The organism is Chelativorans sp. Marseille-P2723 (genome assembly GCF_902809845.1).
Lineage (GTDB): Bacteria > Pseudomonadota > Alphaproteobacteria > Rhizobiales > Rhizobiaceae > Chelativorans.
In genome coordinates, this window is sequence record NZ_CADDWI010000008.1 from 840,716 (window position 1) to 862,520 (window position 21,805).

Below are 21,805 nucleotides of genomic sequence, written 5' to 3' on the forward strand. Positions count from 1 at the left end.
ATGGTTCGCCGCGCTTCAAATGATCACGAGTCCGGGTAACGATCAATGAAAATCCTTCAAGCATGAAATTTCCGGTTCCGCGTGGGAAACGGAACTGAGACGAGCATCGCTCTTCCTCCCGGCGTCACCTTCGAACACCATGCCCGCTTCGATGCGGCAGCACAATCGCGGAATGGCTGGAACGGGCAAGTATTTGCAAATGCATGTTTTGTCGATGTGTCTGCGCCGCCAGTCGTCCGAGTGGGCTGCCATAACTTGTGCTGTTCACACTGCCGCCGCCCTTCTTAAATCCTCGGTCAAACGGGAAATATACTTGCAGATGCAAATAGACCCGCGTAGTCTTGCTTGCGGGAGCGATGTCCGGCTGGCACGGTTGAAGGGCAACCGCCTGCCGGAATGCGTAGGGAGGAACAAGCATGTCCGCAGCAGACACATTGGGCAAGTTAGCCGAGCTTCTTCTGAGCGGCGATATCGAGGTGGTTGATCTTTCAGCACGGCTCGGGCCCGACACCCCACTGTTGAAACTGCCGCCGGAATTGGCGGTCGACACGCCGAAGATCGAAATTCACACGATCTCCGAGTATGACGACAAGGGGCCGTTCTGGGCGTGGAAGTGGCTCAAGCTGGGCGAGCACTCGGGGACACATTTCGACGCGCCACACCATTGGATCACCGGCAGGGACTATCCTGATGGCTACACTGACACGGTCCCCGTGAAAAATTTCGTGGCACCGGTTAACGTGATCGACTGCTCGAAAGAAGTCGCGGAGAATGCGGATTTTCTCTTGACCGCCGATGGTGTGCGCGCCTGGGAGGCCAAGCACGGCCCCATCGGCAAGGGCGAATGGGTGCTGATGCGCTCGGACTGGGACAGGCGCAACCGTTCGGAAGCGGAGTTCCTGAATGCCGACGAGAACGGCCCGCATTCCCCCGGCCCGACGGTGGATTGCATCGAATACATTCTTGAGCAAGGCGCAATCGGCTGGGGCACGCAGTGCATCGGCACGGATGCGGGCGCTGCGGGCGGAATGGAGCCGCCGTTCCCGGCGCACAACCTTCTGCACAAGGCCAACAGATACGGGCTTGCAAGCCTCTGCAACCTAGACAAGTTGCCGCCCAAGGGCGCCATCCTGATCGCCGCTCCTCTTAAGATTGCGGAGGGCACGGGCAGCCCCGTGCGCGCTCTGGCGCTCGTACCAAGGGCCTGAAGGCCCGGATTGCAGGCTGATCGCCTAGCTCTGGCAGCGTTTTAGGCAGATGGGCCTGCAGGATTGAAAAGGATCTTGAATGAACGATCTCGCGCTCATCAGCGATGCTCCAGAGGGGAACCGGACGCTTGGCGAGATCGGCCTGCACCAATTTGCGCCCTATCTCATGAACCGAATTATGGGGCGCTACAATCACTCGCTCAGGAAGGAACTCGCCAGCGCAGGCTTGACGACGCCCAAAATGCGCACTCTGGCGGTTCTTTCGGTGATCGACAACCTCGTTATCAGCCGCCTTGCGGTCTATACGGTCGTGGAGCAGTCCACTTTGAGCCGTGCACTCGATTCCTTAGAATCCGAAGGGCTCGTGCGCCGTGTTCGCGATCCCGATGACAGCCGTTCCACCCGTGTCAGCATTACACCCGAAGGGCGGCTTGTTTTCGAGAAGCTGTGGCCCACGATGCGAGCGAATTACCAGCATATGCTTGCGGGCATCGACGCGGCAGAGCAGGCCGCTTTCGTGGCGACCTTGCAGAAAATACTTGTCAACGTCCGCAGGCACGACTTCTGAGGAAAAAGGCAATGGCCGAGCGATCATTCGTCAGGGAGGTCCAAAAACTCCGGCTCGGTGAAGGAGAAGAGTTTTCGGGCGAAGGCATCCTCGCCATCACCAAGGCGCTGCTTCAATGCGGGGTCGGTTACGTTGGCGGATATCAAGGCGCGCCGATCAGCCATCTCATGGACGTTCTGGCCGATGCCCAGGAGATTCTCGGCGAGCTGGGGGTCCATTTTGAGGCGAGCGCATCAGAGGCGACCGCCACGGCCATGCTCGCAGCGTCGGTGCACTACCCCATTCGCGGGGCCGCTACATTCAAGTCTACCGTCGGCACTAACGTCGCCTCCGATGCGCTGGCTAATCTGGCTTCGGGCGGTGTGACAGGCGGTGCGCTTATCATCGTTGGCGAGGATTATGGTGAAGGTTCATCCATAATGCAGGAGCGTAGTCACGCCTTTGCCATGAAGAGCCAGGTCTGGCTCCTCGATCCCCGGCCAAACCTGCCTTCCATCGTCTCTGCGGTCGAGCATGGTTTCGAACTGTCGGAAGCCTCCAACACGCCGGTAATGCTGCAGGTGCGCATCCGTAGCTGCCATGTGCACGGTACGTTCATTGCGAAGAACAATCGCCGTCCGTCCATGACGGTGGCCGAGGCACTGGAGAACCCGCGCCGCGATACCGGACGCATCGTGCTGCCGCCTGCCTCCTTCATGCATGAAAGGGAGAAGGTGGAGAAGCGCCTGCCGGCCGCTATCGAATACATCAGAAAGAACAGGCTCAACGAGGTTTTTGGCGGGCAGGGCCCAGTCGGCATCATCATGCAGGGCGGCATGTATAACGGCATTGTCCGTGCTTTGCAGCGCCTGGGCCTTGCCGATGTTTATGGAAGAACCGAGGTGCCGCTTTACGTCCTGAATGTCACCTATCCCCTGGTCGAGGACGAACTTCTGGAGTTCTGCGCCGGCAAGGAGGCGGTTCTTGTCGTGGAGGAAGGCCAGCCCCATTATATCGAGCAGGCGCTAGGATCCATGCTCTACAAGGCCGGAGCATCGGTGCGGCTTGAAGGCAAGGGCATCCTTCCCATGGCCGGCGAATATACCGGCGACGTCATGCTTTCGGGGGTTGGCAACTTCCTGCGCCAATATGCGGACGAAATGTTGCCGCCCGAAATCCGTGCGCCGAACATGCCTGCCCGGCCGGTTGACCAGGATCTTGCGAAGACGGTGCCCATGCGCCCCCCGGGTTTTTGCGTGGGCTGCCCAGAAAGGCCGATCTTTGCTGCCACTAAGCTGGTGGAACAGGAACTGGGAAAGCATCACATCGCCTCTGATATTGGCTGCCATCTTTTCTCCATCATGCCGCCTTTCGAACTTGGCGCCACCACCATGGGCTATGGTCTCGGCCCCGCCTCGGCGTCAGCCTTCAACTCGCCGGACGCAAAAAGGCGCTCCATCTCCTTCGTTGGGGATGGCGGGTTCTGGCATAACGGCCTCACCTCTTCGATCGGCAATGCCGTGTTCAACAAGAACGACGGTGTTATCGTGGTGGTGGATAACTATTATGCGGCGGCGACGGGCGGGCAAGATATCCTTTCTTCCCGGGCGGAAAACCCGACCAAGGCTACGAAGCATCCTATTACCGAGGCTCTTAAGGGCATGGGCGTGAAATGGGTACGTCATCTTGAACGCACCTATGATGTCGGAAAGATGCGCGACACGCTGAAGGAGGCGCTGACAACGAACGAGACCGGACCGAAGGTCATCGTTGCTTCCTCCGAATGCATGCTCAACCGGCAGCGGCGTGAGCGGCCTCTTCTGCGCAAGGCGGTTGCCGAAGGCAAGCGCGTTGTCAGGACGAAGTTCGGCGTTGATGAGGATGTTTGCACGGGCGATCACGCCTGCATGCGGCTTTCCGGCTGCCCCTCGCTCACGGTCAAGCATCTGGACGATCCGCTGCGCGATGACCCTGTGGCGTTCATCGATCAGAACTGCGTTGGCTGCGGCAATTGCGGGGAGGTGGCGGATGCGGCGGTGCTGTGCCCGTCCTTCTACCAGGCTGATGTGGTCAACAACCCGACCCGCTGGGAGCGCTTCCGCGCCAATGTCAGCCGGCGCGTGATTGGTTGGCTTCAGGCCCGGCGTGAGAGCCGGCGCCTCATCTTTGCAGAGGCTGCGCCGTGAAATCCGGATCGCCAGAACGTCCGGAGCTGGTAGCAGGCATCATCAAGCTCGCAATCCTTGCCGTCGGGGGGCAGGGGGGAGGCGTGCTGACAACGTGGATTACCGACCTTGCTCAACGGTCCGGTTGGCACGTTCAGTCCACCTCCGTCGCAGGCGTAGCGCAACGCACCGGCGCCACGATCTATTATGTGGAGATGATGCCGAAGGACGAGAGCCAGCCCGAAGCTCGTCCCGTCTTTGCGCTCAGCCCAGCGCCGGGCGACGTCGATATCGTCATCGCGGCCGAGCTTGCCGAGGCGGGCAGGGCCGTTCTGCGCGGCTTCGTTTCGCCCGAGCGCACCGCCCTCATCGCCTCCAGTCACCGCATGCTGGCAGTTTCGGAAAAGATCGTGCCGGGTGATGGGCAGGCGGATGAAAGCATATTGCTGCAGAGAGCGGCCGATGCTTCGCGGCGCTTCATCCATTTTGACATGGAGCAGATCGCGCAGGAAGCAGACACTGTTATTTCGTCGAGCCTTTTTGGAGCACTCGCCGGCTCCGGCGAACTGCCGTTCCCGCGCGCTGCCTTCGAGGAGACGGTTCGTTCCGGCGGGCGTGGTGCGGAGGCAAGCCTTGCAGCCTTTGCACGCGCATTCGATCGGGCAGCCGGCGCGCCTCCCGCTGCAGGCGATGCGAAGGAGAAGACCTCGTTCCGCAAGGCAGCCGCCGTGCGTGGTCCGCAGTGGCTTCAAAAGGAGTGGGAAAACCTCCTCGGCCGCACCGAGCCGCTTCCGCAACCGGTTCGCGCGATGGCTGTTCCAGGACTAAAGAAGGTCGTGGATTTTCTGGATTGCGCCTATGGCGCCGAATATATGGCGGCGCTTGAGGAGGTGGTTGCAAGCGATCGGCAGGACAAGGGCTACGCCTTCTCCAGGGAGGCTGCGAAATACCTCGCCAACGCCATGGTCTACGACGATATCATCCGTGTCGCCGACCTCAAGACTCGCTCCTCGCGCGCCGAGCGTGTTCGCCAGGACGTGCAGCTTCATGGCGATCAGATGCTTTTGACCACGGAGTATTTCCATCCGCGCATGCAGGAGATCATCGGTCTGTTACCGGCGGGGCTTGGAGCGGGTATCGAGGCGCGGCCGAAATTGATGGACCGGCTCGACAACTTCGTGGACCGTGGCCGCCGTATCCGAACCGACAGCATCTATGGTTTCGGCATGCTCTGGATCATCGCTGGCTTACGCCGTTTTCGGCGCAGCCTGCTGCGGCACAAGGTGGAGGCGGAACATCGTAAGCGCTGGCTTGATCTGGCACGCAGCAAATGCGCCGACGATTATGAACTCGGCGTTGAAGTGCTGAAATGCAGGCGGCTCATCAAGGGCTATTCCGATACACATGCGCGCGGGAATTCCAAGTTCGACCGGGTACTGGGTTGCCTGCCTCTTCTCGAAGGGCGCAATGATGCAGCGGACTGGATAAGGCGGTTGCGTGAGGCCGCGCTGGCTGATGCCGACGGCGTGGCCCTGGATGGCGCGATCCGAACGGTGCAGTCCTTCACTGAGGCAGCGGAATCAACCGCTAACTTTTCTGGGGTGTGATCCGAATGGCGATGCCGGCGGAAGCCTTTCCCAGCTTGTAGCTTTTCCGGACGCCCTTCTTCTTCCGATATCGCGCTGCAGTGATGTTTTTCATCCTTCTGCAGCACGAAGCTCGAACGAAGTGGCGCCCCGGCCGCGGAAAAAGGCCGCTTCACGCAAAGCCCAAAGGTAATGTCCTCCCGGACGCTCTTTCGAATCCTGTAGGCGGAAGCAGACTTACAGAGCATTCCGCTTCTTGTGTTTACGTGAGCTTCTTATTACAAGCACGGAACAACCTTCCATTCGACTTCACCCGGGATGTGTACAAGGCAAAACACTCCAGCGTTGGCCGGAAGCGGCTGCACGCGGGAGGGAGGATGCAAATCCGTTCGCGTCCTTGCGCAGAAAAATGACGCATGGAGTTGCCATAAGATCGTGATGGTTCGGTGAGCCTGCCGCTATTCGCTGCCACGATCCTGTCGAATGTGCATCGGTTCACGGATCGGACCGCGAAGATAAATTCGATCACGCGGAAACCTGCCGGGCTCTGCGCGATCGGGAAGGTTGCAGTGGATAACGGACCAGATCCCGGGAACAGGCCCAACCTGTCTTGGCGAAGGTTGAAACAGCACGTATGACTTCCTGCAGAATATGTTTCTAGCTCTTGAGTCCATCTTTATGGCGACCTCCCAGAACCCCGGAAAGAAGCTGGCATGAGGCTTGGTATCCGGCGCCTGAAGGAGTTTAAATCGGTCGACCAGGGTTCCCCATTCCAGCCGTTGGCTAACCCTACCTTCCGCAATCTGTGGCTCTGGGTGACCGTCTCCAATCTTGGAACGACGATCCAGAGCATCGGCGCAGCCTGGCTGATGACCACCATATCCAGCCAGGCTGAAATGGTGGCGCTGGTTCAGACGGCGACTACGCTGCCGATTATGCTTTTTTCCCTGGCGGCTGGAGCGATCTCGGACAATTTCGACCGGCGCACTGTGATGCTGACGGCCCAATGTTTCATGTTCGTGGTCTCTGTCATCCTGGCCATACTCGGCTATCTGGGTGGCGTGAGCCCGTGGCTCCTGTTGCTCTTCACCTTCCTGATCGGCAGTGGAACAGCGCTCTACAATCCTGCCTGGCAGTCCTCGCTGGGAGACTTCATGCCGCGCGAGCAATTGCCTGCCGCAGTCTCGCTGAATTCAATCGCCTTCAATCTCATGCGCAGCATCGGGCCGGCCATCGGCGGCTCGATCGTTGCGGTTGCGGGTGCAGCGGCGGCTTTCGCTGCCAACGCGGCAAGCTATGTCGGCCTGATCGTTCAGCTGTTCAGGCTGAAGCCGGCACAGGCGGCGGCAACACTGCCGCCGGAGCATCTGGGGCCGGCTATGTCGGCCGGATTGCGCTATGTTTTCATGTCGCCCAATGTGGGAGCAATCCTGCTTAGAAGCCTTATTCTGGGCTTCTCCACGGTGTCCATTCAAGCCTTGCTGCCGCTCGTCGCGCGTGACCTGATAGGAGGCGGCCCGGTGCATTATGGCACTTTGCTCGGCTCCTTCGGCGCCGGAGCGATTGTAGCCGGGCTCTTTGGGCACAGATTGCGCCGTCGTATCAGCAGCGAAAGTTATATGCGTCTCACCCATATGGGTGCGGCCTTTGCTGTTGGCACTCTTCCTTTCGCCGGCTCGCTCTGGCTGGCGATGCCCATTATGATGGTTGGTGGCGCGGCGTGGCTTTTGGCCTTCTCCTTCTGCAATATGTCGGTGCAGCTTTCGACGCCGCGCTGGGTTGTCGGGCGTGCGCTGGCCGCCTACCAGACCGCTGCCTTCGGGGGTATGGCCGTTGGAAGCTGGTTCTGGGGATTTCTTGCGGAGCGCTACGGCGTCGAGGTGAGCCTGCAGATTGCGGCAGTATTGATACTGGTGGGCACCCTGGTCGGCTTCTGGCTGCGAATGCCCGAGCTAAGCGGGCTCAATCTCAATCCGGCGGCCAGCCGGCCAGCTCCGAAGCCGTCGTTCGACCTGAAGGCACGCAGCGGCCCTGTCGTGGTCATGATTGAATATGCGATCAATGAAGAGGATGTGCCTGCGTTTCTTGCCGTGATGCGCGAGCGCCGCCGTATCCGCCGCCGCAACGGAGCACATGCTTGGACTCTCAAGCGTGACGTAGAAGTTGGACGCTTCTGGATCGAAACCTATCACCTGCCCAACTGGATCGAATATCTACGGCACAACCAGCGGACGACGCAGGCTGACGCAGACGTGACCCGACGGCTGCGCGAACTGCACAGCCTGAGCGAGCCGCCACGCATCCGTCGGCTGGTGGTGCGGCCGGTCAGCGCGCACCGCCCAAAGCGTGTCGCCGGGCTCTCCGAGATGCCTTGAGGGACCTGGATCGCGCGGAGGGGGAGCTCACGGGTGCCCGCCGCCTTGCGGCGTGGATCGATCCAGCGCTGGTCGGTGGGCTGGTTGAGCCGAAGGTGCAGGGCGCCCCCAATCCGAGCCTTTCCCGGATCGGGCTGGACATCGCACGCGCGACCAAGGGGCGTCTCGACCGCGATGAATGGGCAAAGTTGAGGGCTTTTCTCCGAGCAAATTTCTCCTCCGACAAGGGCGAGAAGGCGACAGTGTTGCCGCCTTCGATCCGGAATCTGATCGCTGCGTACTATGCTGCTGAAAATGACAAGCTTCTGGAGAGCCTTGGTAGCATGAATCTGTCGGAGGCTTTCAACAGATACGCAGGGCGCGGCTGAGGGGCGTGGGACTACCGGCCTTTCACCGAGCTTGGGACTGGTTGGATGACGGTGGCGTCCGCCGGGCTTCAGGCTCCTCGCTTTTCGAAGCCTTTGTGATCGGAGCGGTGAAGGCCACCCCGAATATTACCATGCTGGAACTGACGCCCGGCTGGCAGTGAAGCCTGATATGCGGGCTGATCCGGCTAAGTTGGCCTGGTTCCTGTGTCGCCGGCCGGCTATATATAAGAAAAAGCCCTGATGGCGCCGGAAGGGAACGCGCGGCGGTTCGGCTGAACGGCGGGCGTGGATCACCCCGCCAAAAGGCTAGCTCATTCTAATTTGCAAACCAGTGGGAATCCCCAGGATCGTTAAATTATCGCTATAGCAGGTCGTCCCATTTAGCGCGCGTGAAATTTTGCGTGGAGCTGACGCACTTCCTCAGCAAACTCTTTGACCGGCCCGTGAACATCGGCATTCCTGATGACATCGCCAATGGGTAGTGGGCGTACTCGCGACGAGGGAACACCAAGCTCGGAAAGCCATCTGACCAGTTGTTCCGACGATGTGGCATAAACGATCCGGCCAAGCCCCACCCAGCCATGTGCTGCCGCGCACATCGGGCAGTGCTCACCCGAAGTGTAAACGGTAGCCCTTGCTCTTTCTTCGGGAGTCATATTGTTTGCCGCCCACCGTGCGATAGCAAATTCCGGATGCTGTGTATGATCTCCGCCGGCAACGTGATTGTGATCCTCGAACAAGACCCTCCCCGCCGATGACACGAGGATGGATCCGAAAGGTTCGTCGCCATTCTCAAGCGCTTCCCGCGCAAGCTCGACACAGCGTCGGAGATGCTTACGGTCAATATTATCGATCATGGCACCCTCCTTTACGTCCCGGTGCATTGTGCATGGACGGAGTGTTGATGCAAATGGCAGGCTCGCCTGTTCTGTCCAAAGTCGCAAGGTCTCCGCACCGCCATGTGTGCAATCCGAGACTTGCGACTGTTTTCCAGGAAGCAGGATGGTAGCGGTCAAACAACACCATCGCTCAAATTGCGCCAATGACGATTAGGATCAGCCCGTCTATCAGCATGGGAAGCCGAGGGCTGCCGTTGGCGTTCATTGTGGAAGACAGCAAAGGGGATGATATTGCGGTCTTCAGGATCGTCTGTCATGCAGCTTCCTTGTGCGAAGCAGACCATCTTATGTTGCAGGGTTGATGTTTGATCGTCGAATAATTGAGAGCCGTATCGGTCGGTTGTTGCCGCCACATGTGCTCCTTCCGCTTCGCCACCATGCTTATTCACGGACATTGGCGGTAAGTCTTTAGCTGCAGTCGGCAAGCGCGCCTGCAGAGTTGCAGGCAAGCGGCGCCACAGCATCGGGCGGGGTGGGTCGTTTTCGCAAAGGAGGCTGTGCCAGTCACAGGTCGGCTTATTCCTGTTTGCGCCACCACGCATCGTGACAGCGTGGGCGTTGCAGTGCAGCATTAATCTGATAAAAGCCTTGTCAGTGATCAGGACCCGGTGCAATCCCGGGTGGCTCTTCCGGCCGCCGATCCGCCGGACAACCCGCAAAGCAATAATCTTTCCACCTGCTTAGGCAAAGTGCTTTGCCATGCCCCTCTGGAGTATAATGTTCTCGCTTTCATCCTTTCGTCACGAATGGCTTTCGAACATCCGTGGCGATGTTCTGGCTGGTATTGTCGTAGCGCTCGCGCTGATTCCCGAGGCAATCGGCTTTTCGATAATCGCCGGCGTTGATCCCAAAGTTGGGCTTTACGCCTCATTTTCAATCGCAGTCATCATTTCCATAACTGGCGGCCGTCCAGGGATGGTTTCGGCAGCTACAGCCGCTACTGCCGTCCTCATGGTCTCTCTGGTGAGGGATCATGGCCTGCAATATCTTTTGGCAGCGACAATTCTTGCTGGCCTAATTCAGGTTCTCGCCGGGTTTGCCAAGCTTGGTTATGTCATGCGCTTCGTGTCGCGCTCGGTGCTGACCGGCTTCGTCAATGCGTTGGCAATCCTGATCTTCATGGCGCAGATACCTGAACTGGTGGGCGTCTCCGGCGAAACCTATGTCATGATTGCGGTAGGGCTTGCCATCATCTACCTGTTTCCCCGGTTGACGAAAGCAGTGCCTGCGCCCTTGGTGTGTATTGCGGTGCTAACAAGCGTAACACTCGTCCTAGGCATAGACGTGCGCACGGTTGGCGATCTGGGCGAGTTGCCGTCGAGCTTGCCGGTTTTTCTCGTTCCGGACGTTCCTTTCACCCTGGAAACGCTGTGGATCATCCTGCCATATTCGGTTGGCGTGGCCGCAGTGGGCCTTCTTGAGAGCCTGTTGACCGCCTCGATCGTCGACCAAATGACCGACACAAGGAGCGACAAGAATAGGGAATGCGTAGGACAGGGCATCGCGAACTTCTTTACCGGTTTCCTGGGGGGTATGGCCGGCTGTGCGATGATCGGCCAGTCTGTCATTAACGTGAAGTCGGGCGGGCGCGGGCGCCTCTCCACCTTTGTTGCAGGGGCCTTCCTCCTGGCACTCCTTCTGCTCTTTAATGATTGGGTTCGCATCATTCCCATGCCGGCGCTGGTCGCTATCATGATCATGGTATCGATCGGCACGTTTTCATGGTCATCTCTGAACGATCTTCGCAAACATCCTCGCCGCTCCAGCATTGTAATGCTTGCAACGGTGATAACCGTTGTGGGAACGCACAATCTCGCCCTAGGAGTCGGGGTGGGCGTGTTGCTTTCGGGCATCTTCTTTGCGTGGAAGGTTGCGCAGATTTTCCGCGTCAGGTCGGAACTCTCTGCAGACGGACAAACGCGTACCTACTTCGTAACCGGGCAGATATTCTTTGCCACGGCAGAAAAATTCTTGGAGGCTATCGATTTCACCGAGAATATTCGCCGCGTATGCATTGATGTGTCGCACGCCCATATCTGGGACCTGACCGGCGTCGGGGCAATTGATCGTGCTGTCCTGAAGCTTCGCAAGGAACATATCGAGGTGAAGCTGATCGGTATGAACGAGGCTAGCGCCACAATTATGGATAAGCTTGCCGTCCACGATGATCCGGCTGCGCTAGAGCGCGTCTTCGGCCATTAGCAACTCGGCCCCGCCGCGCTCATGGCGGGGCAGTTGCCGACGATGCCTTAATTTGTTCACGCATGAATTATGGGCTTGACCGCAGCGATTGTTATCACGCATTGCATATGTATTCGAATAAGAGGTAAAAATGTCGAATACCGAAGAAGCACTCGATCAGGATAGGCTGATTATTCCGTTTCTATCCCGTGTATATTCTGGCCTTCACAGCTTTGCAGAAACGTTGCTTCGGGTCGTTGCCGGCCTCTCCCTGACCGTGCACGGCGCGGGAAAGATCACAAATCCTTTTGGCGCAGCAGGGATGGTGGAGGGGCTCGGTTTCTATCCCGGTGAGTTCTGGTCGCTTTTGCTGTCGTGCACCGAGTTCTTCGGCGGCATATTGATTGCTGTAGGTCTTTTGACGCGGCCCGCAGCTTTCGCCGGCATGATCGTACTTCTGGTAACGGTCTGGTTTCACTGGATTGTGCTGGCAGAAGGCTTTGCCGGGGCGGAGAAGTCGATCCTCTGGTCAGCAATCCTGTTCTACTTTGTCATCCGCGGCGGCAACAGCCAGTCGGTCGACTCGCGGATCGGCCGTCAATTCTGAACTTGGTCCTGGAAGCGCTTCGTCGAGAGAGGTTAATGCAGGTATGAGCGGCCTTGGGCTGGCACCCGGCCGCTCACGGTATGCAGCTCCGAATCTGCTTCTTCATGAAGGATGCCAGCGCACGCGTTGACGCTCACACGTCGTTAACCAGAAGGCCGCTAGCTTCTCTCCAGATTCGGAGAGAAAGTTCATGAGTTCAACTGTTGTCACGTTTCCGCTTCATCGCCGTCAGCGGCTTTTGAACGGCATCGCTCAGGTTCTTCGAACGAAACAGGGTGATGAGGCGAATCAGTTCTGGCGTGAAACCGCGAAGGGTTTGTTGCAGCAACTGACAGCGAATGGTGTGGACGTTCGGTCCGCCGAAGAAGAAGTACGGTATCTTCTTCATGCCGTTCTTTCACAAATTGAAGCTGACGCAGCCAAGGCGGAGGGTTAAACCTTATAATCGCCGGACAAGTAGCGGTTTCCGGCTGAATATTGTTTAACAGGCAGATGTTGGCCAGGTCGTCCACGACGGATATGACCGCGGTACCTAGCTTGAAAGCCGGGATGGCTTCCGGCTTTCAATATGCTGGATTTGCGGAACGCCTTTCCGCTTTATTGATCCGTACGACGAAAAGCCCAGCAGGGGCGGCAAAAGTCGTGGCCGCGGAGGATGCGGTGCGGGGGATATTTCCTGCACGCGGCCATCCTCCTGGCGAGCCCAGGACCTCCGTGCGCACATCAATCTTTTCAAGATCTTCTCTCTCTATTGATGCTTGTCTGTAATGCTCCTCCGATGAGGCAAGTTTACGCATGCAGCAGCGTTTTCGCTTTTCGGGCTTAGGCAGCCGTCTCATTGCCCGAAGATCGGCTATATCTCCTCGCCGACATGGCGGCGGCTTTTGCCAAGCGCGGCGACAGAGAAGCCGGTCAGCCGCTTCGTTCTTCGAGATTTGTTTCGTGGCAAAAAAGAAAAGTGCATGCCACCCTCCCCGGGAGTTCAAAACCTAGGTTGGGGATGAGCGGCCTGAAAGATAGGTGATGTTGTGTGCCGGACACATGGGTAGCACTTTTCGCTTTGCGGGAGGTGTTGATGCCGTGGAAGGAGTGTTCGGTGATGGACGAGCGGGTTCGTTTTGTCGGACGTCTTCTGGACGGCGAGAGCATGAGCGATGTGTGCCGGCGTTCGCTTCGCCAACCAGTTGCCCGAGCAGATCGAGCGTCTGATCGTCGAGAGCAAGAAGGATAAGCCACACTCGGGCGCCCGCAAGATCCGGGAGTTGCTGGTCAGAAAGCTGGCGAATTCAATGGGGAACGGCCGCACCAGGCGCTCAATATGGCTTGCCCTCCCGAGCGCTACAACCCATCGCCGCGACCCTATCGCGGATTACCGGAGCTCGACTATCCCTTCCATGACAGGGACATTCTCGTCACCGCATGCGGCCGCATCTGCATGGCAAGAAAGAAGATCAACGTCTCGACCGTGCTGGCGGTCCAGACTCGGAATCAAGGAGGTCGAGGACGGCATATGGCTCGTCAGCTTCATGGACTACGATCTGGGATAGATCGGCCTGGAACAGAGGACCTTACAGACAATCGACAACCCGTACGGCACGAGGTTGTCACCCATGTCTTAGGTACAGCCTGTTACCTATGTCTCAGGGCCGTACAATGGACAGGCTGGTAGCGGAGGAGGGACTCGAACCCCCGACACAAGGATTATGATTCCTCTGCTCTAACCGACTGAGCTACTCCGCCGCAAGCGTCAAGCCGCACCATAATGGTGCTTCGTGACCTAGGGACGGGCGGATATAAGGTGGCAGGCCGGATGGTGTCAAGCTGCTCCGTAATCGTTTCTTCCCGGGCGTGACATCCTCGCGCATCCCTGTCTTTGTGACGCATGCGGGGTTGAGTTGCTGGACTGGCATCGGTATGTGTCCGCCAGAAATTCACGTGAAAAATGATGAAGCTGCGTATCGCCGTTCTGGGATGTGGTTATTGGGGCTCGAACCACATCCGTACATTGAAATCGCTGGGCGTCCTCAGCGCCGTGTCCGATGCAAATCAGGCGCGGGCCGAAGGTTTCGCCAGTGAGCAGGAGTGCCGCGCGATCAAACCGCAAGATCTGTTCACTGACGATTCGATCGACGCCATCGTCATGGCGCTGCCGCCGCAGTTTCATGCGGAGTATGCTATCAAGGCGGTTTCCTCCGGTAAGCACGTACTTGTCGAAAAGCCAATCGCGCTGACCGTGAAGGATGCCGAACGGGCCGTAAAGGCAGCGCAAGCAGCCGGCCGGGTCTTCATGGTTGGCCATGTGCTGCGCTTTCACCCTGCATTTGAGAAGCTGAAGGAACTGATCGATGAGGGCGAACTAGGCAAGGTGGGGTACATCCACTCCCACCGGCTGGGCCTGGGCAAGTTTCATACCGAGAACGACGCTCTTTGGGATCTTGCTCCGCACGATCTTTCGATGATTCTGGCGATCACCGGCGCTCCCCCCATGGAAGTGCGCGGGGAGGGTGCCGCGCTCCTCGACCGTTTGAGCGACTTCGCCCACCTGCATATGCGCTTTGCGAGCGGCCTTCGAAGCCATCTCTTTGCCTCGCGTCTCAATCCTTATCGTGAAAGGCGTCTGACGGTGGTAGGCGACAAGGCGATGGCGGTGTTTGACGATGTCGAGCCCTGGGGGCGCAAGCTTGCGGTCTACCGCCACGCGGTCTGGCAGGATAGCGGACAATGGGCTTTCACCACCAACGAACCATCTTATGTGGAGGTGGAAGAGGGGATGCCGCTCACACGAGAACTAGAGCATTTCCTCCATTGCATCGAAAATGGCACCCAGCCGCGTACTTCCGGCGAGGAAGGAATCGAGGTCCTGCGCATCCTTACTGCGGGAACCATCTCGCACGCTTAAGCCTAAATGGACACCACTTCATGCGGTAGCGGTGGCGACGCATAGAGCAGCTTAAGCCGAAAGGCGCTCCTCAAGCCGCTGGAGCAGCGCCTCTGCTTCTGCATGGCGCTCTGCGCGTTCGATGAAGCCGCCACCATAGACGCGGGCACCGCCTCCATCGTCCGAGTAGAGAACGCAGGCCTGGCCCGGCGCAACACCAGCCTCGCCGTCATGCAGATCCACAAAGGCGGCGCCATTCTGGAAATGAAGCGTTGCCGGCGCAGGCGGACGGGTGGAACGCACCTTGGCGAAGACCTCCATCCCCTCCCGTGGCAGCGCTTCCAACGGACCGTCGCCAAGCCAGTTCATCTGCCGGAGGAGAACGCGACGCGTCTCCAGTGCTTCGCGTGGCCCCACCACGACAAGTGAGCGGGCCGCATCAAGGTGAACCACATAAAGCGGCTCGCCCGCCGCGATCTTCAGCCCACGGCGCTGGCCAACCGTATACCGCAGAATGCCCTCGTGCCGGCCGAGCACGCGTCCGTCGATATGCACGATATGTCCGGGACTGGCCGCTTGGGGCTTCAGCTTGGCAATGACATCGGAATAGTTCCCACGCGGCACGAAGCAGATGTCCTGGCTATCCTGCTTGGAAGCGACCGAAAGGCCCATAGCCTCGGCGATCCTGCGAACTTCCGGCTTCGGAAGGTCACCGAGAGGAAAGCGCAGATAATCGATTTGCTCCTGCGTTGTGGCGAAAAGGAAATAGCTTTGGTCGCGTTCCGCATCTACAGGGCGGTAGAGAGCCCGATGGGCCCCGTTCGGCCGTGAGCGAATATAATGACCGGTAGCGAGTGCGTCTGCGCCGAGCTCGCGCGCTGTTGCCAGCAGATCGGAAAACTTGACGGTCTGGTTGCAGGCGACGCAGGGGATCGGTGTCTCGCCGGTCAGATAGCTGTTGGCGAACGGGTCAATTACGGCCTTGCGGAAGCGTTCCTCATAGTCGAGCACATAATGGGCAATACCCAGCGTCTCGGCCACCCGCCGCGCATCATCGATATCCTGACCGGCGCAGCATGATCCCGGCCGGTGCGTGGCTTCGCCATGATCGTAAAGCTGCAGGGTGACGCCGACCACCTCATATCCCTCACGCGCCAGCAAACCGGCGACGACGGAAGAATCCACGCCGCCCGACATGGCTACCACGACGCGGGTCTTCTCTGGGGGGTGGGGCAAATCCAGGCTGTTCATCGGTTCGTCTTTCGCTTCTGCCTGCGGTACATGGCAATCGGACGGCGGCAGGTCAAGCCGCTCTGCGTCGGCAGGATGGTCGCAGGCATTTTATTCAAGATGAACGGTAATTCCTAACGCCGGATTCATCTGTGTTACCCTAGCCTTACCAAGCGTTTAGGCAAATCTTAAAAGCTACGACTTTATGGTCGGGCTGATTGGGTCTTGGTTCAGTATAGAGAGTACGATGACCGATCTGGTGCGCCCTCGCGTAAAATATGTCATCGGCCCCGATGGCAGTCCGCTGACGATTGCCGACTTGCCGCCGAGCAATACGCGTCGTTGGGTAATTCGGCGCAAGGCGGAAGTAGTGGCCGCCGTGCGCGGGGGGCTGTTAAGCCTAGAGGAGGCGTGTCAGCGCTATCGCCTGACCGTGGAGGAATTCCTGTCCTGGCAGGCGTCGATCGACGAATATGGACTGCAAGGCTTGCGAACGACGCGCATCCAGCAATACCGTCATTGACGGTGGTCTTGAATAGCTTCTACGGCATCATCCGCCACGCATCATAGCGGCGCCGCGTGCCGATCCGTCTTCGTCCGGGACGCGGGAATCCAGCTCGTTCGTAAAATCCTGGGCGTCGATGGCGGCCTGTTTTGCTGCGTCAGTAATTTGACGCGTACATGACCTCGTTCATGTTTCCGCGTCACTGGCTGCCGGCAGGCGGCAGCTCCTGGCTTTAAAATGGCGGCTGCGATCGTCTCTTATGATGCAGCCTCGCCTTTGCCTGATGCTTCTTTTCCGGCAGATGAAAGCGCCCTTTTGAAGAGGTGCGACCGCGATCTACGGTCGCTGAAGAAATTGGTCAGGATCCGGTCATCGCGCGCGCTTCGCCACCGCAGCGCTGCCTTGCATCGCGCGTCTCGAGCGCTTCGGCTTTCGCCAGTTCGGCCTCCGCTTCGGCCAGCTCCGCCTTCTCCTGCTCCCTCTGATGTATGAGCTCGGCTTGCGATGTGCGCAGATTATCACGGCGCAGGCGCGCCGCCTTGGCGAAAGTGGGGTAGGCAAAATGGTTCTGATCAGTTATCCCGGCCTTGCTTTCTTCTGCTGCGATTTGCGCTTCCAGTTCCGTCGCCATGCGGTCGAAGTCGGCGATCATCGCATCAAGCTGGGCCATCCGCCGACGTCCTTCATTCACCCGAAACTGCTTCAGCCGAACAAGATTTTCACGTGATTTCATATCCTAACTCCCACAAAACGCGGACGCATGTTACACTTTGCGTGCCCACCCGCTGCGGGCGCCCCCGCGCCTTCAGCCACCGGTTTGGAAAACAAAATCCTAAGCTTCGGCTCCGGCGGTAACCATTCGTTTACGGGCATTGTTAATCATAAGAGCTATCGCTTAAGGCGCGGTAAAAATTCCGGCGATTGCAGGGCGTCGTCACTGCTACTGCCGATTGTAACGAACAGGGCCGTGTCGGCCTCGGAGTAGAGAAGTGATTCAATATTGGAATCAATATCGTGCTTGCGAGAGCTGAAACATGCTCTTAGCGCTTGCAAGAACGAATCAGAGTTTGTTAACCATTAACTGGCAGCTTCCGACTCAGATAACCACTGCTCAGTACGGGATGCCTGCCACACCCGGCTTGGCGGCGGAAAGGGGATAAGATGCGTGTTCTGCTCATAGAAGACGATAGTGCGACCGCACAGAGCATCGAACTGATGCTGAAATCGGAAAGCTTCAATGTCTATACGACGGATCTCGGGGAGGAGGGCGTCGATCTAGGAAAGCTTTACGACTACGATATCATCCTCCTCGATCTCAACCTTCCTGACATGTCAGGTTACGAGGTCCTGAGGACGCTGCGTCTGTCCAAGGTCAAGACGCCAATTCTGATCCTGTCTGGCATGGCCGGCATCGAAGACAAGGTAAGGGGGCTCGGCTTCGGGGCTGATGACTACATGACCAAGCCCTTCCATAAAGACGAGCTTATCGCCCGCATTCACGCCATCGTCCGCCGCTCCAAGGGTCATGCCCAATCTATCATCACCACGGGTGATCTTGTCGTCAATCTCGATGCCAAGACGGTCGAGGTCGCAGGCCAGCGGGTGCATCTGACCGGCAAGGAATACCAGATGCTGGAGCTCCTTTCGCTCAGAAAGGGCACTACTCTTACCAAGGAGATGTTCCTGAACCATCTTTATGGCGGGATGGACGAGCCGGAACTGAAGATCATCGACGTCTTCATCTGCAAGCTGCGAAAGAAGCTTGATGCTGCCTCCGGCGGACAAAGCTTTATCGAGACCGTCTGGGGACGCGGCTACGTTCTGCGTGAGCCGGAAGAAGTCCGGGAAAGCGCCTGAACGACAGCCATTCTCTAAACAAGCCCGGCCTAAGTGCCGGGTTTTTGTTGCTGTTCGGAGGGATAAAGCCGGCGCCAATCAAGCGGCGGGCGGGTTCTCACCGGTCATGCCGTTGCTGGCATTAATTCACGAAAGCTCTCCAGAAGCTGCAAACGAGTGAAGGGCTTCAGGATATAACTGGAGGCTCCGGCTCTTTTGGCTTTCATGATCGCTCCAAGATCAAGCTCGCTTGTGCACAGGAGGATATACGGATTGGCCTCCGGATCGAGCGCCAGAAGGCGCGTTATGAGCTCTATGGAATCCATATCCGGCAGGCGAATATCGATGACGGCGATATCCGGCATTTCGTGCCTACAGATATCGATAGCCTCAAGGCCGGTGGAGGCTTCTGCCACCAGCATGTCGACACTCGTCAGGATGCGTTTCGCGACCTTGCGGATCGCACTGGAGTCGTCGACGAACAAACAGCGCTTCAATTCTCTTGTGTTCTGCAAAGCACACCCGCCCCAACTAACCGTAAAGCGGCTAGCAAGCGCGGGTTAAGCCTTCGCTAAGCCGCGGACAGGACGATCTCTTCGACGGAGCCTTTGATGGAGATCGTCATGTTCGTCTCCCGCGCCAGCAGCAGCGTGTAGTAGTACTGGACGCTGTGGGCGTCGACGGGCTCTTCTGTACCCTGGCCGGAGTGCAGTTCCAGAAAGCGGGGCGGCACGCGCACCATCGGACCATGGGCGAAGACCGTAAACTTCGGTTCCGTCTCCAGGTCCTCAAGCCGCACTGTCAATTTTCCGCCCCTGGGGATGGCAGCGTTGGCAACAAGAATGAGGTTGAGCAGCAGCTTCACCTTGTTCTTGGGCAGCAGAGCGCGTCCGCCCACCCATTCCAGTTCCGGCTTTTCGTTGCGGATGAACGCGGTCGCCACGGCTTCGGCATCGCCCGTATCGATCTGCATGCCTGCGGAGCCTGCCGCGCCAAAAGCGAGGCGGGCGAACTGCAGCTTTGCTGAGGCGTTGGCGGCGCTGGCGCGGATGAGCTGCATCGCCTCCTCGTCGGCTCCTCCTTCGTCAAGAAGTTCCAGGCCGTTATTGATTGCGCCCACGGGCGAGATGATGTCATGGCAGACGCGACTGCACATCAGCGCCGTAAGATCCGGCGCGCTTAGCATAAGAGTTTCTGTCATGTTCCTTAACCTGTCCCCTAGGTCATTTTTGGAATCGGCGAAGTGCCGTCCTTCTCACGCCGCGAATCGCTAATGCGACCAACCGGTTCTGGTTACACACGGCAGAAGGCTGCGGCAACAAAGCGAGTGGTCGCAGGCTTTTGCCAAGCAGCGCGTAACCGCTGGGGATTCTCCAAAGCGCTTAATGGTTGAAAAAGGATTACGCAGTACTCTCCAATTGTCCGAATCATGTTTTGGAATTCCGATTGCGGATTCCCTTGCTTTCACAAGGAGATGATCGATGCCAACCAGCTCCCTTCGCCGTGCGGTTCAACGGCTTGCCTTTCTGGTGCTGGCGCTGGTGATGCTGGGCGCGGCCAGTCTGTGGCCCGTCCCCTCCGCCCGTGCCCAGGATGGCACCTACACAATGGAAGAGATCGTCGATGCGGGAAGCAACTTTTTTGGTGCGACGACCGGCGGTCTTGCCACACTAGTGGAGAAAGTCTTTTCTACCTATGGCCTGCCCAATGGCTATGTCCTCGGCCAAGAGGGTTCGGGCGCCGTTATCGGCGGCCTTACCTACGGAGAGGGTACGCTCTACACAAAGAATGTCGGCGATCATCCCGTATTTTGGCAAGGGCCGTCCGTCGGTTGGGACTTCGGAGCGCAGGGCTCGCGGGTCATGGTGCTCGTCTATAATCTCGATGCCGTGAGCAGCCTTTACCGGCGCTATGCGGGCGTTGCGGGCTCAGCCTATGTCGTGGCGGGGCTCGGCTTTAATGTGCTGAAGAACGGAGCCGTTCTCATCGTTCCCATTCGCACGGGAGTAGGGGCTCGGCTCGGGGTTAATCTCGGTTATTTGAAGGTAACGCCAAGCCCGACTTGGAATCCGTTCTGAGCATTCTATTTCTTTCTGAGGTGGGCGCGTGGTAAGTCAGAACGAGCGCCACGTTTCGATGGACCCTAAGGCATTTGATTCAAGCCGTCTTATTCCTCACCCTCGGTTTCTTGGCGGCCATGGCGCTTGCACTGGCGATGGCGCCGGTTCTCTGGCGCCGTGCCGCCGCGCTTGCGCGAAAGCGCATGGAAGAGATTATGCCGATCACCCAGGAGGAGCGGCAGGCGGAAATTGACGCCATCCATGCGGAGCATGCGATGGCGATGCGGCGGCTTGAGATGAAGATCGAAGCTGCAAAGGAAAGATCCACGCAGGACATGGTCGAGTCCACCCGCCTGCGCGAAGAGATACGGTTGCTGAAGGATCAGTGCGCCGAGCGTGACAGGAACATTGCTGCCCTGCAAGAAGAGCACGAAAATCTCACCAATCTCCTCTCCGAGGGAGAGGCGGAACGTGCGGCCATTTCCAAAACGCTGGCCCAGACTGAGCGCACTTTGAAGGAAACGCAGGCGGAAGTGGAGAAGCTTTCGCGCCTTTATGAAGTGGCAAGCCTTACAGGCAGCGCTTTGCAGGTTCAGTTGGCCGCTCGTGAGGCAGACATCGAACGGCTCAATGATACGATCAAGCTGACACGGCATCAGCGCAAGGAGGCCGAGCGCGCCATGCGCGAGGCCATGTCGGACCGTACGCGCGCCGAGGAGGCTTTGCGCATGGAGCGTGAGCGCATACCGGAGCTGGAGCGTAGGATTGAAACGCTGATGACTAGCCTTTCAACGCGCGAGGAAGTCCTGGAGCGCCAAGCAAAAGAGATCGCTCGCCTGAAACAGAGGATCAACCCGAATGCCGCCTCCGGTGCAGAGGAGATGGACGAGGCTAAAGCGCGGCTGGAGATGAAGGTCGCTGACCTTTCGATGCAGGTTTCCGCTTTTCTGGAGGGTGGCGAAACACCGGCCAAAGGGCGCAAGCAGGGCCGCAAATCCGAAAATGAGCGGCTGCGTTTGCGGCTTGCCGCTTTGACGCGGGAAAACAAGAAACTGCGAGCGGAGCTTGCAGCAGGCGGCAGGCTGACGACCTCTAATCATGACGCCGATACGCTGCGCGACCGCATCTCCGATCTGGCAGCCGAAGTGGTAAATGCCGTTGCGCTTGCCGAAGGGCTGGATTCACCGATCGAGAAGGCGCTGGCGCAGGCCACTGCGAAGACTTGCAATGGCAGAAACGCCCCGCTCAGCCTCGCTGAACGCGTAAAAGCCCTGCGGGAAGGTCCGGCAGCAGCCGAATAGCGCGATTGGGCGAGAAGTGGATACTCGTTCCCTGAGTTGCGCTAAACAAAGCCTAGCCA

The 21,805-nt window shown here is 58.5% G+C and carries 22 protein-coding genes, 1 tRNA gene and 1 other annotated feature; of the genes, 16 read left to right on the forward strand and 7 right to left on the reverse strand.

Annotated elements, in window-relative coordinates; translation table 11 throughout:
* Nucleotides 1–416 precede the first annotated feature (416 nt).
* The 7 genes from HUS57_RS05745 (at nt 417) to HUS57_RS05775 (ending at nt 8,410) form a co-directional block, all read left to right on the forward strand.
* Entirely contained in the window at nt 417–1,208 is a 792-nt protein-coding gene (locus HUS57_RS05745; protein ID WP_173931914.1) for a cyclase family protein, read from the forward strand.
* 79 nt (nt 1,209–1,287) lie between these two features.
* The gene (locus HUS57_RS05750) at nt 1,288–1,776 is read left to right on the forward strand and encodes a MarR family transcriptional regulator (RefSeq protein ID WP_173931915.1); all 489 of its coding nucleotides are present in this window, start codon (nt 1,288–1,290) and stop codon (nt 1,774–1,776) included.
* An 11-nt stretch (nt 1,777–1,787) separates the two neighbouring features.
* On the forward strand, nt 1,788–3,941 hold the full coding sequence (locus HUS57_RS05755) for an indolepyruvate ferredoxin oxidoreductase subunit alpha (RefSeq protein WP_173931916.1): 2,154 nt from the start codon (nt 1,788–1,790) through the stop codon (nt 3,939–3,941).
* On the forward strand, nt 3,938–5,527 hold the full coding sequence (locus tag HUS57_RS05760; protein ID WP_173931917.1) for an indolepyruvate oxidoreductase subunit beta family protein: 1,590 nt from the start codon (nt 3,938–3,940) through the stop codon (nt 5,525–5,527). The genes HUS57_RS05755 and HUS57_RS05760 overlap by 4 nt, the downstream gene beginning before the upstream one ends.
* Nucleotides 5,528–6,219: 692 nt before the next feature.
* The gene (locus HUS57_RS05765) at nt 6,220–7,881 is read left to right on the forward strand and encodes an MFS transporter (RefSeq protein WP_173931918.1); all 1,662 of its coding nucleotides are present in this window, start codon (nt 6,220–6,222) and stop codon (nt 7,879–7,881) included.
* A complete protein-coding gene (locus HUS57_RS05770; RefSeq protein WP_173931919.1) occupies nt 7,878–8,249 on the forward strand; it encodes a hypothetical protein in 372 nt (123 codons plus the stop codon). The genes HUS57_RS05765 and HUS57_RS05770 overlap by 4 nt, the downstream gene beginning before the upstream one ends.
* Before the next feature lie 5 nt (nt 8,250–8,254).
* Nucleotides 8,255–8,410: a hypothetical protein gene (locus HUS57_RS05775; RefSeq protein ID WP_173931920.1), complete on the forward strand. Its 156-nt coding sequence runs from the start codon at nt 8,255–8,257 to the stop codon at nt 8,408–8,410.
* 219 nt (nt 8,411–8,629) lie between these two features.
* On the opposite strand, the gene HUS57_RS05780 is transcribed toward HUS57_RS05775, so the two are convergent.
* Nucleotides 8,630–9,106, reverse strand: coding sequence for a nucleoside deaminase (locus HUS57_RS05780; RefSeq protein ID WP_173931921.1), 477 nt, complete (start codon nt 9,104–9,106; stop codon nt 8,630–8,632).
* Nucleotides 9,107–9,261: 155 nt separating this feature from the next.
* Complete coding sequence (locus HUS57_RS05785; RefSeq protein ID WP_173931922.1) at nt 9,262–9,762, reverse strand: hypothetical protein; 501 nt, start codon at nt 9,760–9,762, stop codon at nt 9,262–9,264.
* Nucleotides 9,747–9,802: a sequence feature (sul1 is cis-regulatory element that is thought to sense ions involved in sulfur or methionine metabolism; They are found in Alphaproteobacteria), on the forward strand. (Overlaps the previous gene by 16 nt.)
* A 63-nt stretch (nt 9,803–9,865) precedes the next feature.
* Here HUS57_RS05785 and HUS57_RS05790 point away from each other — a divergent pair.
* The 4 genes from HUS57_RS05790 (at nt 9,866) to HUS57_RS17920 (ending at nt 13,483) form a co-directional block, all read left to right on the forward strand.
* Entirely contained in the window at nt 9,866–11,350 is a 1,485-nt protein-coding gene (locus HUS57_RS05790; protein ID WP_173931923.1) for a SulP family inorganic anion transporter, read from the forward strand.
* Between the two features lie 130 nt (nt 11,351–11,480).
* Complete coding sequence (locus HUS57_RS05795; RefSeq protein WP_173931924.1) at nt 11,481–11,936, forward strand: DoxX family protein; 456 nt, start codon at nt 11,481–11,483, stop codon at nt 11,934–11,936.
* A 190-nt stretch (nt 11,937–12,126) separates the two neighbouring features.
* Entirely contained in the window at nt 12,127–12,372 is a 246-nt protein-coding gene (locus HUS57_RS17915; protein ID WP_246727751.1) for a DUF6074 family protein, read from the forward strand.
* A gap of 718 nt (nt 12,373–13,090) precedes the next feature.
* Nucleotides 13,091–13,483, forward strand: coding sequence for a hypothetical protein (locus HUS57_RS17920; RefSeq protein ID WP_246727752.1), 393 nt, complete (start codon nt 13,091–13,093; stop codon nt 13,481–13,483).
* A 116-nt stretch (nt 13,484–13,599) separates the two neighbouring features.
* Here HUS57_RS17920 and HUS57_RS05815 read toward each other — a convergent pair.
* A tRNA-Met gene (locus tag HUS57_RS05815) sits at nt 13,600–13,676 on the reverse strand.
* A gap of 205 nt (nt 13,677–13,881) precedes the next feature.
* Here HUS57_RS05815 and HUS57_RS05820 point away from each other — a divergent pair.
* The gene (locus tag HUS57_RS05820; RefSeq protein ID WP_173932315.1) at nt 13,882–14,835 is read left to right on the forward strand and encodes a Gfo/Idh/MocA family oxidoreductase; all 954 of its coding nucleotides are present in this window, start codon (nt 13,882–13,884) and stop codon (nt 14,833–14,835) included.
* 51 nt (nt 14,836–14,886) lie between these two features.
* Here the strand turns inward: HUS57_RS05820 and mnmA are convergent, their stop codons facing one another.
* Nucleotides 14,887–16,065 (reverse strand): tRNA 2-thiouridine(34) synthase MnmA, encoded by a 1,179-nt coding sequence (mnmA, locus tag HUS57_RS05825; protein ID WP_173931927.1) that lies wholly within the window; start codon nt 16,063–16,065, stop codon nt 14,887–14,889.
* 226 nt (nt 16,066–16,291) lie between these two features.
* Here mnmA and HUS57_RS05830 point away from each other — a divergent pair, with 226 nt between their 5' ends.
* Complete coding sequence (locus HUS57_RS05830) at nt 16,292–16,567, forward strand: DUF1153 domain-containing protein (protein ID WP_159587124.1); 276 nt, start codon at nt 16,292–16,294, stop codon at nt 16,565–16,567.
* A 340-nt stretch (nt 16,568–16,907) separates the two neighbouring features.
* On the opposite strand, the gene HUS57_RS05835 is transcribed toward HUS57_RS05830, so the two are convergent.
* Nucleotides 16,908–17,282, reverse strand: coding sequence for a flagellar export protein FliJ (locus tag HUS57_RS05835; RefSeq protein ID WP_173931928.1), 375 nt, complete (start codon nt 17,280–17,282; stop codon nt 16,908–16,910).
* Nucleotides 17,283–17,710: 428 nt separating this feature from the next.
* Between HUS57_RS05835 and ctrA the strand changes: the two genes are divergently transcribed.
* Nucleotides 17,711–18,406, forward strand: a complete 696-nt coding sequence (gene ctrA / locus HUS57_RS05840; protein WP_173931929.1) for a cell cycle two-component system response regulator CtrA — start codon at nt 17,711–17,713, stop codon at nt 18,404–18,406.
* A gap of 104 nt (nt 18,407–18,510) precedes the next feature.
* On the opposite strand, the gene HUS57_RS05845 is transcribed toward ctrA, so the two are convergent.
* Nucleotides 18,511–18,882, reverse strand: a complete 372-nt coding sequence (locus HUS57_RS05845; RefSeq protein WP_173931930.1) for a response regulator — start codon at nt 18,880–18,882, stop codon at nt 18,511–18,513.
* Between the two features lie 74 nt (nt 18,883–18,956).
* Nucleotides 18,957–19,586 (reverse strand): histidine phosphotransferase family protein, encoded by a 630-nt coding sequence (locus HUS57_RS05850; protein ID WP_173931931.1) that lies wholly within the window; start codon nt 19,584–19,586, stop codon nt 18,957–18,959.
* Nucleotides 19,587–19,929: 343 nt separating this feature from the next.
* Between HUS57_RS05850 and HUS57_RS05855 the strand changes: the two genes are divergently transcribed.
* Nucleotides 19,930–20,463: an EipA family protein gene (locus tag HUS57_RS05855; protein ID WP_246727782.1), complete on the forward strand. Its 534-nt coding sequence runs from the start codon at nt 19,930–19,932 to the stop codon at nt 20,461–20,463.
* Between the two features lie 74 nt (nt 20,464–20,537).
* Entirely contained in the window at nt 20,538–21,746 is a 1,209-nt protein-coding gene (locus HUS57_RS05860; protein WP_173931933.1) for a hypothetical protein, read from the forward strand.
* Nucleotides 21,747–21,805 lie beyond the last annotated feature (59 nt).

What these genes read in the sequence shown, in the direction of transcription:
- HUS57_RS05745 (WP_173931914.1), top strand. Translation starts at nt 417, where the DNA reads ATGTCCGCAGCAGACACATTGGGCAAGTTAGCCGAGCTTCTTCTGAGC.
- HUS57_RS05750 (WP_173931915.1), top strand. Translation starts at nt 1,288, where the DNA reads ATGAACGATCTCGCGCTCATCAGCGATGCTCCAGAGGGGAACCGGACG.
- HUS57_RS05755 (WP_173931916.1), top strand. Translation starts at nt 1,788, where the DNA reads ATGGCCGAGCGATCATTCGTCAGGGAGGTCCAAAAACTCCGGCTCGGT.
- HUS57_RS05765 (WP_173931918.1), top strand. Translation starts at nt 6,220, where the DNA reads ATGAGGCTTGGTATCCGGCGCCTGAAGGAGTTTAAATCGGTCGACCAG.
- HUS57_RS05780 (WP_173931921.1), bottom strand. Translation starts at nt 9,106, where the DNA reads ATGATCGATAATATTGACCGTAAGCATCTCCGACGCTGTGTCGAGCTT.
- HUS57_RS05790 (WP_173931923.1), top strand. Translation starts at nt 9,866, where the DNA reads ATGTTCTCGCTTTCATCCTTTCGTCACGAATGGCTTTCGAACATCCGT.
- HUS57_RS05795 (WP_173931924.1), top strand. Translation starts at nt 11,481, where the DNA reads ATGTCGAATACCGAAGAAGCACTCGATCAGGATAGGCTGATTATTCCG.
- HUS57_RS17915 (WP_246727751.1), top strand. Translation starts at nt 12,127, where the DNA reads ATGAGTTCAACTGTTGTCACGTTTCCGCTTCATCGCCGTCAGCGGCTT.
- HUS57_RS17920 (WP_246727752.1), top strand. Translation starts at nt 13,091, where the DNA reads ATGTGTGCCGGCGTTCGCTTCGCCAACCAGTTGCCCGAGCAGATCGAG.
- HUS57_RS05820 (WP_173932315.1), top strand. Translation starts at nt 13,882, where the DNA reads ATGAAGCTGCGTATCGCCGTTCTGGGATGTGGTTATTGGGGCTCGAAC.
- mnmA (WP_173931927.1), bottom strand. Translation starts at nt 16,065, where the DNA reads ATGAACAGCCTGGATTTGCCCCACCCCCCAGAGAAGACCCGCGTCGTG.
- HUS57_RS05830 (WP_159587124.1), top strand. Translation starts at nt 16,292, where the DNA reads ATGACCGATCTGGTGCGCCCTCGCGTAAAATATGTCATCGGCCCCGAT.
- HUS57_RS05835 (WP_173931928.1), bottom strand. Translation starts at nt 17,282, where the DNA reads ATGAAATCACGTGAAAATCTTGTTCGGCTGAAGCAGTTTCGGGTGAAT.
- ctrA (WP_173931929.1), top strand. Translation starts at nt 17,711, where the DNA reads ATGCGTGTTCTGCTCATAGAAGACGATAGTGCGACCGCACAGAGCATC.
- HUS57_RS05850 (WP_173931931.1), bottom strand. Translation starts at nt 19,586, where the DNA reads ATGACAGAAACTCTTATGCTAAGCGCGCCGGATCTTACGGCGCTGATG.
- HUS57_RS05855 (WP_246727782.1), top strand. Translation starts at nt 19,930, where the DNA reads ATGCTGGGCGCGGCCAGTCTGTGGCCCGTCCCCTCCGCCCGTGCCCAG.